This window comes from Cupriavidus sp. HE11 (genome assembly GCF_056097175.1).
The window spans coordinates 690077-703286 of the sequence record NZ_CP184465.1; the positions used below are offsets into that span (position 1 = coordinate 690077).

Consider the following 13210-nt stretch of genomic DNA (forward strand, 5'->3'; position numbering starts at 1 on the left):
GCCGGAGCCGCCATGCCCACCTACGACTATCGCTGCCATGACTGTGGCATGTTCACCGTGATGCGTCCGATCGCCCGGCGTGACGAACCGGCGGCCTGCCCCGGCTGCGGCACCGCCGCCGGCCGCGCGCTGGTGGCGGCCCCGGCGCTGGGCAGCCTTGGCGCGGCGACGCTGGCCGCGCATGCGACCAACGAGCGCAGCGCGGCAGCGCCGAAAGAAAGCCGGTCGCACGGCGCGGGGTGCGGTTGCTGCGGGCCGGTCAAGCTCGCCAGCCCGCCCAACGCCGTCAAGCAGCCGGGCGGCCGCCCCTGGATGATCAGTCACTGACAACGCGCCATCACCGCCCTGCCAGCGAACGGGCATCCCAGCGGCCCGGCGCCGCGCTCGTCAGCACCAGCGCCGCCAGCAACAAGGCGGCCATGCTCCACGCCACGGCGGGCATCCACGGCAGCCAGCCCGCCAAAGGCGCCGCCTTGCTGGCGCCCGAAGAAACCGTCGCGATACGGATGAACGCGGCAATCGCCGCGACGGCAAATACCAATCCCGTGAACGCCCCTTCATGGCCGACATGGCCGGCGTCCAGCGCGGCACGAAGCATCGCGCCAAACAGCACGCCCCAGAGCCCTCCCACCAGGCATTGCGCAACAAGCACGACCTTCAGCGAACCGGCGGCCGCAAACCCGAACAGCGCCAGCGCGCCGCATGCGGCAGCCAGGAGCAACAGCAAACGAGCGGGATAGCGGCGCAGTGCGGCCAGTTCGGGCAACAACACGCATAGCGCGAAGCCGATCCAGAAGGCGGGGGTCACCTGCACGAGCTGCGCGGGCGACACGTAGCGCAGGTAGGCCGGCGCGGAGTTGACGGCGGTATGGATCTGAAAACCGAGCGCGAGCAGGCCGAAGGCGGGAAACAGCAGCCATGCGTGCGTCCAGCGTGGCCGGTGGCCCGATGAAGGGGCCGGTTCGGCCGCACCGGTATGGCCCGGTGCGGCGGTGGGCTCCATCCATCGCAAGGCCATCACCGCAACCACCAGCGCCACGCTGGCCGCGATAAACGGCAGCACCGGCGAAGCGTCGCGCAGCCGCGCGGTCAGGATCGGGGCCAGGGCGCCGGCAAGCCCCACGCCCAGCAGCGAACAGGCCACCAGGAACGACGGCGTGCTGCCATGCAGCCGGCGCGCGATCATGACCATCGGTGGCGCGCGCAATGCCGACGAGGTGGCTGCCCATAGCGCGGTCAGCGCCACAAGCCAGGCCGGTGACACCGCCCGGGGCAGCAGCACGAAGGCCAGCGCCGACACCACCGATACGGCAAGCACCCAGCCGCCCAGCCGGCGCATGGCATCGGCAACGCGGTCGGCCATCACGCCAAGCGCAAGATCGGTGACGACAAAGATCACCTGGTCCATCATCAGGATCCAGGCCACCTGCGCGCGCGGCAAGCCCGCCTGCGCGGCCAGTTGCGGCAGGAATGAGACGTAGAGTGTCCACGTCAGCGCCAGCAGGAACTGCACGGCACAGAGGATCAATGCGCGCATGACGGCCACCCTGCCCTATGTCGCGGGCGCTGCACGATGCCGGCGCCCTGTCCACAGCAAGCATAGGAAGCGGCCAGGCGTTTCACCAGCGGCCAGCCCGCTGTCGCAGGCCGGCTGGCACATGACGGGGCTAGCTCTCCAGCAGCCGCGCCCCGCGCCATTCGCCGGAACGCACCAGCCCGCGTGCCGTATCGGCCAGCACCACGCGCAAGGCCAGCGCGGCAGGCGACAGTTCATCGTCGGACAAGCTGCACAGCAGGTTCTGGCGACCCGCTTGCGGATCGTCGATCTGTGCCAGATGGAAGCGCGCTTCCGCGTCGGGATAGCGCCCCACCGCCGCCCACGGCTGCAGTGTGGCGCCGAAGCCCATGTCGACGGCATCCATCAGCATGGCAAGCGAATCCACCTCCTGGATCACGCGGGGCGTGACTTTCGCGCGGGAAAACGCGGCGTCGAGCGTGCTGCGCAGGCCGTGGACGCCGCTTGGCATGATCAGCGGCACATCGGCCAGGTCGGCCACCGAGCGCTGCGTGGGCGGATCGGCCTTGCCCTGCGGCAGCGCCTGGCGCGACTGGATCAGGAACAGTGTTTCCTCGAGCAGCGGTATCACGGTCCAGCGGCGGGCGGCATGGGTGCCGAACAGCACGGCGAGGTCGAGCTGCCGCGCATTCAGCATCGCGGTCAGGTGGCCCGACAGGCTTTCCACGATATGCAGCCGCACGTCGGGATAGCGTTCGCGCATCGCGCGGATCAGCGGCACACCGATCACCGACGCCGTGGTCGGCGCCAAGCCCACGCTGACGGCACCCGACAGGCGTGCCTGATGCGCAGCACGACGCGCCTGCTCGGCGTGGCGCAGCGTCAGCTGGGCTTCGTGGAAAAAGGCCAGGCCGGCCTCGGTGGGGGTCACACCCTGCGGCGTGCGGCGCAGCAGGCGGGTGGCGAGTTCGCTCTCCAGGCGGCTGATCTGCTGGCTGACCGCCGATTGCACCATGTCGAGTTCCAGCGCGGCACGGCTCATGCTGCCCAGTTCGACCACCCGCACGAAATACTGAAGCTGGCGCAATTCCATCTGGTCCCCCTGCTGGGCCGGCCCGCCCGCGCCAGCGGGGGATCGGCTTCGATGTTGTGGGGGGACTTATACCAGATACGCCGGCATCGCGGTCCGCGCGACGCCAGCGCACCAGTACCTCAGCGCATCACGCCTCGTCGGCGCCGCTGTACCAGTCCACGGTCTGGTCCAGGTAGACCAGACCCTTGTCGGCCAGGCCGGGGCGCATGTTGTACATATCCACGCCCAGCACGCCGGACGCCAGCTTGTCGCGCTTGCCCGCCTCCAGCGCCTCGCGCTCGGCCGCCTTGCGGGCGATCTCGGCCGCGTGCGGACGCGCCACCACCACCACGCCATCGTCGTCCGCGACGATCACGTCGCCGGGGCGTACCTGCGCGCCTGCGCAGACCACCGGCACGTTGACCGCGCCAACGGTTTCCTTGACGGCGCCCTGCGCCGACACCGCACGGGACCACACCGGGAACCCCATCGCATTGAGTGTCGATACGTCGCGGCAGCCCGCATCAAGGATCAGGCCGCGCGCGCCGCGCGCCTTCAGCGACGTTGCCAGCAGGTCGCCGAACACGCCGTCGGTGCAGTCGCTGGTCATCGCCACCACCAGGATGTCACCGGGCTGGATCATCTCCACGGCCACGTGGATCATCCAGTTGTCGCCCGGATGCATCAGCGCCGTCACGGCGCTGCCGGCGATGGCCGTGCCCGACTGGATCGGACGCAGGTACGGCTTCATCAGGCCGGTGCGGCGCTGGGCCTCGTGCACCGTCGCCACGCCGGACTTGCCCAGCAACTCGATGTCGCGCGCCTCGGCGCGCAGGATGTTGCGGTAGGCAACGTTTCTCATGCCAGCACCTCCGTCACTTGCGGGAACACGCGGGCATAGCCCTCGCCGTATTGAATCTTGCTGTCCGAATTGCGCGTGGCCTGGGCCCCGCGCTGAAGCGCCACGCGGGTGTAGTACTCCCACAGGTGTTCCTGCGCGGCCATGGTCGTGAACGCCCGCTGCTTTTTCTCCCAGACAGACGAAATATCCAGCAGCACGTCAGGCTTCCAGTTGCACTGTTCGGGCTGATGCGGCTCGAACAGGAACACCGGCGGCGCGCCAATCACCGGCACCTCGGGCTTGTAGCCGTGGGCCTGGGCGATGACCCGCGCTTCCTGCGCCACGTGCGTGGCCAGCGGATGGTCGAAGTTGTAGATATCCTCGCGCGAATGGCTCAGCACCAGTTCCGGGCGAATCTCGCGATAGATATCGGCCAGGCGCAGCAGCGCTGCGTCGGGCACGCGCAGCGGATAGTCGCCCAGGTCGAAGCATTCCAGCGTGCCGCCCAGGATGTCGGCGGCGCGCTGCGCCTCTTCCAGCCGCGCGGCCTTGACGCGCTCGATCGTCATGCCCGGCTGGCGCCACATCTTGGCCGATTCGCCACGTTCGCCGAACGACAGGCAGACGATGCGCACGTGGTAGCCACGCTCGGCATACAGCGCGATCGCGCCGCCCGCACGCCAGACAAAGTCGGCCGCATGCGCGCTGACCACCAGGATCGACGGCTGGGTTGCTTGGGGTTGGGACATCGTAACTTCCTTAAATCTGTAGCTTTGAAAACGTCAGTCCGCAGTGATGCCGGCCTTGCGGATCACGTTGTTCCACGTCGTGGTTTCGTTCTTCACGAACTGGCCGAACTGTTCCGGCGAGCCCGATACGATCGTCACGCCAAGCTGGCCCAGCTGCTTCTTCACTTCGGGGTCGGCCAGCGCGCTATTGGCGGCGGTATTCAGTTGCTTGATGATCGGTGCCGGCGTCCTGGCCGGGGCCACCAGGCCCCACCACACCGATGCGGTGAAGTTCGGCAGGCCCTCTTCCTTGGCCGTCGGCACGTTCGGCAGTTGTGCCGAGTGCTGGGTGCTGGCGACTGCCAGCGGGCGCAGCGTGCCGGCCTTGATATGCGAAATCACTTCGAGCGGATTGATCGGCATGAACGTGATGCGCTCGCCGATCAGGTCGGTGATGGCCGGCGCGCCGCCCTTGTAGGGCACGTGCAGCACGTCGATACCGGCCGTGTCCTTGAGCATTTCGCCGGCCAGGTGGCCCGAGCTGCCGTTGCCTGCCGATGCGTAGTTGAGCTTGCCCGGCTGCGCCTTGGCCTGGGCAACCAGGTCCTTCAGCGACTTGAACGGCGACTTGGCCGGCACCACCACCACCAGCGATGCCTCGCCAATGCGCGCTACGGGCGCGAAATCGGTGGTCGGGTTGAAGCTGAGCTTGTTGAACAGTGCCGCGTTGGTAGCCAGGCTGTTCGACGCCATCATGATCGTGTAGCCGTCGGCCGGTGCCTTGGCAACGTAATCCATGCCGATATTGGTGCTGGCGCCGGGACGGTTGTCGACGATGATCGGCTGCTTGAGCAGTTGGCTCATGCGCTGGCCCACCGAGCGGGCCACGATGTCGACCGCGCCGCCGGCCGCGTATGGCACCACCAGGCGGATCGGCTTGTCGGGATAGCTGTCGGCCCGGGCCCCCGTGGCGCCCAGCGCCAGGGCAGCCACCGTTGCGGCCATCAGCGTTGCCAGTACGGGGCGGCTCCCGCCCTGCAGATTACGATTACGAGCGAGCCCGCGCAGCATGCAAGTCTCCAGATGTTTTGAGGATGTCCTCGCATTCTGGGCGGCACCCGTGATACTGTCCAATACGTTTTCAGATAGCTTGTTATTTCGAATCCCTATCAATGGACTTCCGTCAACTTCGCTATTTCGTGGCCGTGGCCGAGGCGTTGAGCTTCAGCGAGGCGGCGCGGCGCCTGCACGTGAGTCAGCCGCCCCTCAGTGTGCAGATCAAGGCGCTGGAAGAGGAATTGGGCAGTCCGCTGCTGGAACGCTCGCGCCATCACGTGGCCCTGACCCCTGCCGGCGAACTGTTCCTGGACAAGGCGCGCGCGGCGCTTGCCAACCTGGATCAGGCGCGCGAAGTGGTCAAGCAGGTGGCGTCGGGCGAGGCCGGCGAGATCCGGGTGGGGTTCACGGCATCAGTGCCGATGCAGGACATGTTTCCGCGCGCGGTGCACGCCTTCCGCGAGGCGCATCGCAATGCAAGGCTGGAGCTGGTCCATATGTCGACCGGCCAGCAGTTGCAGCAACTGGAAAACGGCGAGATCAATATCGCGTTCCTGCGGCCGTCGCCGCAGTTCCGGCCACCGGCCAGCATTGCCGTGCGCGAGGTGCTGGCCGACCGGCTGGTGGCGGTAGTGCCGGTGGCCCATCCGCTGGCAGCAGGCCCGCACGAGATCGACATCAGCGCACTGTCGGGCGAACGCTTCCTGCTGTTCCCGCGTGGCCTGGGCTGCGGGCTGTTCGACCATGCGACCACGCTGTGCAATCGCGCCGGGTTCGCGCCCAACGTCGCGCAGGAAGCGCGCGAGGCCACCACGATCATCGGCCTGGTAGCCAGCGGCGCGGGGATTTCGGTATTGCCGCAGATCTATGTGCGGACAGGCATTCCGGGCGTGGCCTATCTGCCGATTGCCGGCCCGGACGCCGCCAGCCGCATCCTGATGGCACATCGCGCGGAAGCGCTATCGCCGATCATGAAGCGGTTCGTGGGGTATTTCTGAGGGGGATGGTTGCTCCCCTTCGGTTTTCTCCCCTCTCCCATTCATGGGAGAGGGGCGGGGGAGAGGGCAAGGCGGTTCAAATTGCGATCCATCGGCAAGCAGAGCGTCCAGCCCTCTCCCCCAACCCCTCTCCCGCTAGCGGGAGAGGGGAGAAAAACGAAAACCACCTCGACTCAGGCCTCGGCCGGCTTGACTAACCCGTCGGCGCGGAACATTGCCTTGATGCCGCGCACGGCCTGGCGAATCCGCGACTCGTTTTCGATCAGGGCGAAGCGCACGTACTCGTCGCCGAAGTCGCCAAAGCCGATCCCCGGCGATACCGACACCTTGGCCTTGGCAAGCAGCTGCTTCGAGAATTCCAGCGACCCCAGCGCGCGATAGGGCTCGGGAATGCGCGCCCAGATATACATCGACGCCTTCGGGATATCGACCTGCCAGCCGGCCTCGATCAACCCGCGCGCCAGCACATCACGGCGCGCCTGGTACTGGGCCGCAATCTCCTTCACGCACGCCTGGTCGCCCTCCAGCGCGGCGATCGCCGCCACCTGCAGCGGCGTGAACGTGCCATAGTCGTGATAGCTCTTGATGCGCGTCAGCGCAGCCACCAGGTCGGGGTTGCCCACCATGAAGCCGATGCGCCAGCCGGCCATGTTGTAGCTCTTCGACAACGTGAAGAACTCCACCGCAATGTCCTTGGCACCGGGCACCTGCATGATCGACGGCGCCTTCCAGCCATCGAACACGATGTCCGCGTAGGCCAGGTCATGCACCACGAAGATATCGTGCTTGCGGGCCAGCGCGATCACGCGCTCGAAGAAATCCAGCTCCACGCAAGCCGCCGTCGGATTCGACGGGAAGCCCAGCACAATCATCTTGGGCTTCGGATAGCTGCCGCGAATCGCGCGTTCGAGTTCGGCGAAGAAGTCGATGTCCGGTGTCAGCGGTACGGAGCGGATATCGGCGCCGGCAATCACCGCGCCGTAGATATGGATCGGATAGCTCGGATCGGGCACCAGCACCGTGTCGCCACGGTCCAGCGTCGCCAGCATCAGGTGCGCCAGCCCTTCCTTCGAGCCGATCGTGACAATGGCCTCCTTGTCCGGATCGATCTCCACGTCATAGCGGTCGCGGTACCAGTGCGAGATGGCGCGACGCAGGCGCGGGATGCCCTTCGACGCCGAATAGCCATGGGTATCGGGCCGCTGCGCGGCGTCCACGAGCTTGGCCACGATATGCGGCGGCGTGGCCCCGTCGGGGTTGCCCATGCTCATGTCGATGATGTCCTCGCCACGGCGGCGGGCGGCCATCTTGAGCTCGGCGGTGATATTGAAGACGTACGGGGGAAGACGATCGATGCGCGCAAAGCGGCGCTTGCCGGATTCGGCAGTCATGGAGGAGTCCTTTACGTAAGCGCCCGGAACCGTCCGAGCGACGTCGTGGCCGTTGTCTCGGCCACTGGGGACTGATATTAGCCAGCCGCGCGCATTTGCACAACGGGCCGGCGAATAAAAAATCAGGAAATCAGAACATGCCGCCAGGCGGGCTGGTGGGCCGGTCGGGCGGGAGATTGCGCACGATGCAGTCCAGCGCTTCGGCATTGGGCTGGCTGCCGCCGAACGCGCCCGCGATGGCGTCACGATACTGCGGCACCGTGATCCGGTTGTAGTACAGGCGCGACGTCTGGTCGAGCCAGTACACGTAGTTGCTGTCGCTGTCGTCCGAACCGCTGCGCAGCCATTCGCCCAGTGGCTGGTTGTTCAGCCGCGTATTGGCGCAGACGCCCTGGATCTTGTCGAGGTAGTTGTTGAGGCCGCGGGCCTCGTAGTTGCGAAACGAATCGGGCGCACAGGCGGCCAGTCCGATCGAAGCGGTCAGCACGGCAATCGGCAACAACGGGCGAAGGCGAGGCATGGCAGGGTCCGTGGCAATGGGCGTCTACGCAGTGTATCCGCGCCGCATCGCCCCGGAAACCAGACTTTGGGTTAATCGTCGATCGTTTCGTGAACGGCCGCGTTGCCGCGCTTCCAGTAGGCCGATGCCCGGATGCGCGTCTTGTGGATGCCGCGTTCGTTCACCAGGTACTGGCGCACCTCGCGCATCGCCGCCGCTTCGCCGGCGGCCCACACATAGCCCTCGCCGGCCGGCAGGCTCAACCAGCGCAACGTGGGCGTCAGTTGGCTGCCCTCGGGCGCGGCCTGGTCATGCTCGTCGCGATGGATCCAGTGGACCTCGGCATGCGGGCCGGTGGCCAGCGGAGTGCGCGCGGACTCGTCGGCCACCTCGGCCACCACGATCACGCGGGCATCCGGACCCAGTTCCTCGATGCGGCGGCCAATGGCCGGCAGCGCGGTGTCGTCGCCAATCAGCAGGTGCCAGTCGAACTCGCGCGGAATCACGAACGATCCACGCGGGCCGCCCACGCCCAGATACTGGCCTGGCTGCGCCTGCGCGGCCCACGTGGATGCAGGGCCGTCGCCATGCAGCACGAATTCGATATCGAGTTCGCGGGCGCCCGTGTCGTAGCGGCGCGGCGTGTAGTCGCGCGCCTGCGGACGCGGCTGGTCCTCCGGAAACCTGATGCCGTCCGGGCCTGCCTGCGGCAGCACGGGCTTGTCGGTGCCGGGCTCGGGAAAGAAGACCTTGACGTGGTCGTCGAACGATCCGGAAACGAAATCGGCCAGGTCTTCGCCGCCCAGCGTCACGCGCAGCAGTTGCGGCGACACCTGGCGGGTGCGCAGCACCTTGAGCAGGCGCATCTTCAGCGGATGGCGCACGCGTTGTACGGTCAGGTCACGGGTATCGCTCATATTCACTCCGGTTGGTTGGCGCCGCGTTCGATCTCGTCGGCCGCCCGTTCGAGGATGGCCGCGATGCGGCGCTGCTCGTCGGCCGTGGCGCCACTGCGCATCATCAGGGCCTGCTTCAGGCGTCCGCGTGCCTGCACCAGTTCCGGTGCCCAGCCGCCTTCCTCGACATCGCGCTGAGGCTGGCCACTCATGGCACGGCGCATGAATTCCATCTTGCGTGCCACATGCTGCAGGCGCGCCACCATCTGCTCCAGCCGCGCGCGGTTCTGGTCCAGATAGGCGCGACCCGCTTCCGACAGCTGGTAGCGTTTCTTGTTGCCTTCCAGGTCCACCGTGGCGTAGCCGACGTCTTCCAGGAAGGTCAGTGCGGGATACACCACGCCCGGGCTGGGCTTGTAGAAGCCGCCCGTACGCGTTTCCAGCGCCTTGATCAATTCGTAGCCATGCGATGGTTTTTCATCGAGCAGCGACAGCAGCAGCAGTTGCAGGTCTTCTGCGCTGAACTTGCGGCCACGGCGCAGGTTGTCGCCGTCGAAGCCGTCGCCATCGCCATCGAAACCGCCGCCGCCCTGCGACCAGAACCCGCCGCCCCGGCCACCCATCATGCCCATCAGCTTCATTGCCATCATGGCGCGCATGCCGCCATGGCGCTGGCCGTGCGGGCCATGATGGCCCATGTGATCGTGCATTCGATTGAAATGGTGTCGCATTCTTCACTCCAATATATCGTAAGACGTATCGTAAGATATATATCGTACGATATAAAGTCAAGGCGAATTCGCGGGTGTCGGGGTGGCGGAGTTCCTGTCACAATGCAAGTCACCTGAACACCCCCAACCACGGCGCAACACAACAAATCACTACGGAGACAGGCGATGACCAGGCAGGTGGAATTCTTTTTTGACTTCGGCAGCCCCTATTCGTACCTGGCGTACAAGGAATTGCCCCGCGTGGCGGCGCGCACCGGCGCCACCATCGTGTGGCGGCCCATGTTGCTCGGCGGCGTGTTCAAGGCCACGGGCAACCATAGCCCGATGGAGATTCCCGCCAAGCGGCAATGGTCCGATGGCGATCTCGACTGCTGGGCCCGGCGCTATGGCGTGCCGTTCCAGCTCAATCCGCACTTTCCGATCAATACGCTGGCGCTGATGCGCGGCGCCATCGGCTATCAGCGCAAGGGCGAGGCGGCATTCCACCAGTATGTGGACGCCATCTTCACGGCCATGTGGGAAACGGGCAGGAACCTGAACGACCCAGTCGAGATCGGCCAGGTTCTGGTGGCGGCGGGGCTGGACCCGCGCGAGGCGCTGGCGATGCTGGACGACGCCGAGGTCAAGGCCAACCTCAAGCGCGTGACCGAGGAAGCCGTGGCGCGCGGCATCTTTGGCGCACCCAGCTTCATCGTGGAAGACAAGCTGTACTGGGGCAACGACCGGCTGCTGTTCGTCGAGGAACAGCTGGCCGGCTAGTCGTTCGTTACGTTCGATTTGCCCCTTGGCAGGGATCAGGCCAGCCGGAACGTCGCCACGGCGGCGGCCAGATGGTTGGCCTGCGATTCGAGCGAGTCGGCGGCCGCTGCCGCCTGCTCCACCAGCGCGGCGTTCTGCTGGTTGACCTGTTCCATCTGCGACACGGCTTCGCTGACCTGCGTGATGCCGCTGGACTGCTCGATCGATGCCGCCGAGATCTCGCTGACGGTATCGGCCAGACGCTTCACGGCGGCCACGATCTCCTCGATCGTGCTGCCGGCCTGCTCCACCTGCTGGCTGCCGGCATCCACCTTGTCCACCGACGAATCGATCAAGCCCTTGATTTCCTTGGCCGCGTTGGCACTGCGCTGCGCCAGGCTGCGCACCTCGCCGGCCACCACCGCGAACCCGCGCCCCTGCTCGCCGGCACGCGCCGCTTCCACGGCGGCGTTCAGCGCCAGGATGTTGGTCTGGAACGCGATGCCGTCGATCACGCCGATGATGTCGACGATCTTCTGCGAGCTGGTGTTGATCTCGCTCATCGTATGCACCACGCCGCGCACCACCTCGCCACCGCGTGCGGCCAGGTCTGCCGCATTGCGCGCCAGGCTGCTGGCATGCGTGGCGCTTTCCGCGTTGTTGCCAACGGTCGACGTCAGCTGCTCCATGCTGGCCGCCGTTTCTTCCAGCGCCGACGACTGCTCTTCGGTACGCGACGACAGATCCGTGTTACCCGCGGCAATCTCGCGCGCGCCGGTGGTCACGGCATCGGAACCCGCACGCACCCTGGCTACGGTCTGCGTCAGGCCGGCCTGCATGCGCGACACGGCGTCGAGCAACTGGCCGATTTCATTGCGCCCCGCCTTCGGCACCTTGATCGTCAGGTCGCCATCGGCCACACGCATGATCAGGTCACGCGCCAGATACAGCGGCGTCACCACCAGGCGGCGCAGCGCCAGGTGTACCACCACGATCAAGCCGGCGGACATCGCCAGACCGACGCAGACCAGCAGGATCACGCGATTCAGGCGCTGGCGGCCCTCGCCTGCTGCTTCGTCATTCAATTTTTCGGCAAACTGCTGGAAGCGTTCCACACCGGCCGAGTACTTGGCGCCCGACGACGTGATGTCCTTGTCGTTGATGGCTGCGTAGCCGTCCGGATCGCCGCCGCGCAGCGCATCCAGGCCACGCTGCACCACATCCATGTGGGCCCGCCCGGCGGCGATGATGTCGTCGCGCGTGGAGGCATCCTGTTCCGCGAAGGCGGCCGCCTTCTCGAACCGTTCGAGTTCGTCCTTCGACTTGCCGATCGACTTGGCGGCACTTGCCAGCGCGTCGTCGTTGACCTGGCCGCTGGCCTTGGCCGAGCTGTACGCCCGCGTCAGCGCGGAACGCGCGCGCGTCATGTCCTTGTAGGCGTCGTTGAGCAGGATCGCCCGCGACGAAATCAGGTGGATCCGTTCGGCGGCATCGCTGCTGGCGCTCAACTGACTGACACCCAGCGCGGCGCCAAACACGATCATCAGGCCAAAAATCACAAGCGTCGCCAGCAGGCCGTGGCGAATACTCAGGTTGTTCATCAGGGGGCTCTACACGTATGGGTTCAGCCCAGCCTTAACGTCCCCCGTCCTTAAACCTTGAGGCTTGCGATACACAGCCTTTGCGTTACATCAAATTCCAAACCAAGCACGTGGCGCATAAGCCACGCCAGACGGCCATCGAGGCCTGCTAGACGTATGCAATCAGCCGGCCGGCGCATATCACCAGCGCCCAGGTCAGCAGCGACAGCACGGCGCAGGCGCGTGCCACCGGCGGCGACGCGCCCTGGGTTTCCCAGCCGCCGCTGTTGTCGGCGCCATCGCCGGCGTGCAGCGCCCGGTAGGGGCCTGCGTGGAACCAGGCGGCGTTGGCAAGCCCCAGCACGATCAGGCCAAGCTTGACCAGGAATGCCCGATTACCGATCAGATCGTCGGCATGGGCCACGAACAACAATGCCCCACTGATCAGGATCACCACAAAGCCGGCCAGCGTGACCGGCAAGGCATGCCGCAGCAGCAGCGTCACCGGCAACTGGCGCCCCAGCCCGGCCAGGCGCAAGTCCACCACCACGATCGATCCGAACAGCAGCGCCATGCCAGCCAGGTGCAGCATCTCGCAAACCGGATAGGCCCATGCCGACGCGCGCAGCCACACCGCGAACGGCGACGCCACAAGCTGGCCGGCCAGGACATCGAGTGCCGCCATCGATCAGCGCAGTTCCACGGTCTGGCCGCCGTCGAACGTGATGCGCTCCACGCGCATTTCATCGGCCTTTTCCTTGCTGGCGTAGCCGATCATCGTCACCTGCTTGCCCACAGCCACCTTTTCGGCCGTGGCGCCGCGTGACTCCATGCGCGACACGGGCGCCAGCACGGCCAGCCAGCGCTTGCCCTGCACGTCCACGCGGATCGTGGCGTGGGGGTTCTCATAGTGCGTCTCCACGATCTTGCCGGTCACCGTGAGTGGCTTGGTCTCGTCATAGGTGGACCACCCGTGATGGGCAACGGCAGGCAGGCTGACCAGCGCCGTGGCGGCGGCCAGGCAAAGGGCGCTGCGGGAAACGGCAATGCGGGGAAAGATCATGGCAAGACTCCCAGTCTGAATGAGAGGGGCTGGAGGAGGAGGCAGAACACCCAACCCATCGTAGGTGACCCGCGCCGGAGCGCAAGGCGGAGCATCCCGCA

General features: G+C 66.5%; 15 protein-coding genes. 3 read left to right on the forward strand and 12 right to left on the reverse strand.

Annotation, left to right across the window (positions count from 1 at the left end; genetic code table 11):
* The first annotated feature begins 12 nt into the window (after positions 1-12).
* On the forward strand, positions 13-327 hold the full coding sequence (locus ACOABP_RS20550) for an FmdB family zinc ribbon protein (protein WP_066737176.1): 315 nt from the start codon (positions 13-15) through the stop codon (positions 325-327).
* 10 nt (positions 328-337) lie between these two features.
* On the opposite strand, the gene ACOABP_RS20555 is transcribed toward ACOABP_RS20550, so the two are convergent.
* The 5 genes from ACOABP_RS20555 to ACOABP_RS20575 form a co-directional block, all read right to left on the reverse strand.
* A complete protein-coding gene (locus tag ACOABP_RS20555; RefSeq protein ID WP_474229898.1) occupies positions 338-1537 on the reverse strand; it encodes an MFS transporter in 1200 nt (399 codons plus the stop codon).
* Between the two features lie 130 nt (positions 1538-1667).
* Positions 1668-2609, reverse strand: coding sequence for a LysR family transcriptional regulator (locus ACOABP_RS20560; RefSeq protein WP_474229900.1), 942 nt, complete (start codon positions 2607-2609; stop codon positions 1668-1670).
* Between the two features lie 127 nt (positions 2610-2736).
* Positions 2737-3450, reverse strand: a complete 714-nt coding sequence (locus ACOABP_RS20565; RefSeq protein WP_474229901.1) for a 4-carboxy-4-hydroxy-2-oxoadipate aldolase/oxaloacetate decarboxylase — start codon at positions 3448-3450, stop codon at positions 2737-2739.
* On the reverse strand, positions 3447-4178 hold the full coding sequence (locus ACOABP_RS20570; RefSeq protein ID WP_066737168.1) for a PIG-L deacetylase family protein: 732 nt from the start codon (positions 4176-4178) through the stop codon (positions 3447-3449). Before ACOABP_RS20570 ends, ACOABP_RS20565 begins: the two co-directional genes overlap by 4 nt.
* A 33-nt stretch (positions 4179-4211) precedes the next feature.
* On the reverse strand, positions 4212-5228 hold the full coding sequence (locus tag ACOABP_RS20575; protein WP_474229902.1) for a tripartite tricarboxylate transporter substrate binding protein: 1017 nt from the start codon (positions 5226-5228) through the stop codon (positions 4212-4214).
* Positions 5229-5329: 101 nt separating this feature from the next.
* Here ACOABP_RS20575 and ACOABP_RS20580 point away from each other — a divergent pair, with 101 nt between their 5' ends.
* Positions 5330-6211, forward strand: a complete 882-nt coding sequence (locus tag ACOABP_RS20580) for a LysR family transcriptional regulator (protein WP_474229903.1) — start codon at positions 5330-5332, stop codon at positions 6209-6211.
* Positions 6212-6384: 173 nt separating this feature from the next.
* Here ACOABP_RS20580 and alaC read toward each other — a convergent pair whose 3' ends face one another.
* The 4 genes from alaC to ACOABP_RS20600 form a co-directional block, all read right to left on the reverse strand.
* Positions 6385-7602 carry an alanine transaminase gene (gene alaC, locus ACOABP_RS20585; RefSeq protein WP_066737154.1) on the reverse strand — a complete coding sequence of 406 codons (1218 nt, stop codon included), beginning with the start codon at positions 7600-7602 and terminating at the stop codon, positions 6385-6387.
* 130 nt (positions 7603-7732) lie between these two features.
* The gene (locus ACOABP_RS20590) at positions 7733-8122 is read right to left on the reverse strand and encodes a hypothetical protein (protein WP_474229904.1); all 390 of its coding nucleotides are present in this window, start codon (positions 8120-8122) and stop codon (positions 7733-7735) included.
* 71 nt (positions 8123-8193) lie between these two features.
* Positions 8194-9018: a siderophore-interacting protein gene (locus ACOABP_RS20595; protein WP_474229905.1), complete on the reverse strand. Its 825-nt coding sequence runs from the start codon at positions 9016-9018 to the stop codon at positions 8194-8196.
* 2 nt (positions 9019-9020) lie between these two features.
* Positions 9021-9728, reverse strand: coding sequence for a PadR family transcriptional regulator (locus ACOABP_RS20600; RefSeq protein WP_474229907.1), 708 nt, complete (start codon positions 9726-9728; stop codon positions 9021-9023).
* A 165-nt stretch (positions 9729-9893) separates the two neighbouring features.
* Here ACOABP_RS20600 and ACOABP_RS20605 point away from each other — a divergent pair, with 165 nt between their 5' ends.
* Positions 9894-10487 (forward strand): 2-hydroxychromene-2-carboxylate isomerase, encoded by a 594-nt coding sequence (locus tag ACOABP_RS20605; RefSeq protein WP_474229908.1) that lies wholly within the window; start codon positions 9894-9896, stop codon positions 10485-10487.
* 35 nt (positions 10488-10522) lie between these two features.
* On the opposite strand, the gene ACOABP_RS20610 is transcribed toward ACOABP_RS20605, so the two are convergent.
* The 3 genes from ACOABP_RS20610 to ACOABP_RS20620 all read right to left on the reverse strand — a co-directional run bounded on the left by ACOABP_RS20610 (position 10523) and on the right by ACOABP_RS20620 (position 13109).
* Entirely contained in the window at positions 10523-12067 is a 1545-nt protein-coding gene (locus ACOABP_RS20610) for a methyl-accepting chemotaxis protein (RefSeq protein ID WP_474229909.1), read from the reverse strand.
* A 148-nt stretch (positions 12068-12215) separates the two neighbouring features.
* Positions 12216-12731 carry a DUF6644 family protein gene (locus ACOABP_RS20615; RefSeq protein ID WP_474229911.1) on the reverse strand — a complete coding sequence of 172 codons (516 nt, stop codon included), beginning with the start codon at positions 12729-12731 and terminating at the stop codon, positions 12216-12218.
* Between the two features lie 3 nt (positions 12732-12734).
* Entirely contained in the window at positions 12735-13109 is a 375-nt protein-coding gene (locus ACOABP_RS20620) for a DUF6152 family protein (RefSeq protein WP_474229913.1), read from the reverse strand.
* Between the last annotated feature and the right edge of the window lie 101 nt (positions 13110-13210).

Bases quoted from the DNA above. Each gene is read 5' to 3' on its own strand.
- ACOABP_RS20600 (WP_474229907.1), bottom strand. From the start codon at position 9,728: ATGCGACACCATTTCAATCGAATGCACGATCACATGGGCCATCATGGC.
- ACOABP_RS20610 (WP_474229909.1), bottom strand. From the start codon at position 12,067: ATGAACAACCTGAGTATTCGCCACGGCCTGCTGGCGACGCTTGTGATT.
- ACOABP_RS20575 (WP_474229902.1), bottom strand. From the start codon at position 5,228: ATGCTGCGCGGGCTCGCTCGTAATCGTAATCTGCAGGGCGGGAGCCGC.
- ACOABP_RS20605 (WP_474229908.1), top strand. From the start codon at position 9,894: ATGACCAGGCAGGTGGAATTCTTTTTTGACTTCGGCAGCCCCTATTCG.
- ACOABP_RS20615 (WP_474229911.1), bottom strand. From the start codon at position 12,731: ATGGCGGCACTCGATGTCCTGGCCGGCCAGCTTGTGGCGTCGCCGTTC.
- alaC (WP_066737154.1), bottom strand. From the start codon at position 7,602: ATGACTGCCGAATCCGGCAAGCGCCGCTTTGCGCGCATCGATCGTCTT.
- ACOABP_RS20620 (WP_474229913.1), bottom strand. From the start codon at position 13,109: ATGATCTTTCCCCGCATTGCCGTTTCCCGCAGCGCCCTTTGCCTGGCC.
- ACOABP_RS20565 (WP_474229901.1), bottom strand. From the start codon at position 3,450: ATGAGAAACGTTGCCTACCGCAACATCCTGCGCGCCGAGGCGCGCGAC.
- ACOABP_RS20580 (WP_474229903.1), top strand. From the start codon at position 5,330: ATGGACTTCCGTCAACTTCGCTATTTCGTGGCCGTGGCCGAGGCGTTG.
- ACOABP_RS20595 (WP_474229905.1), bottom strand. From the start codon at position 9,018: ATGAGCGATACCCGTGACCTGACCGTACAACGCGTGCGCCATCCGCTG.
- ACOABP_RS20590 (WP_474229904.1), bottom strand. From the start codon at position 8,122: ATGCCTCGCCTTCGCCCGTTGTTGCCGATTGCCGTGCTGACCGCTTCG.
- ACOABP_RS20555 (WP_474229898.1), bottom strand. From the start codon at position 1,537: ATGCGCGCATTGATCCTCTGTGCCGTGCAGTTCCTGCTGGCGCTGACG.
- ACOABP_RS20570 (WP_066737168.1), bottom strand. From the start codon at position 4,178: ATGTCCCAACCCCAAGCAACCCAGCCGTCGATCCTGGTGGTCAGCGCG.
- ACOABP_RS20550 (WP_066737176.1), top strand. From the start codon at position 13: ATGCCCACCTACGACTATCGCTGCCATGACTGTGGCATGTTCACCGTG.
- ACOABP_RS20560 (WP_474229900.1), bottom strand. From the start codon at position 2,609: ATGGAATTGCGCCAGCTTCAGTATTTCGTGCGGGTGGTCGAACTGGGC.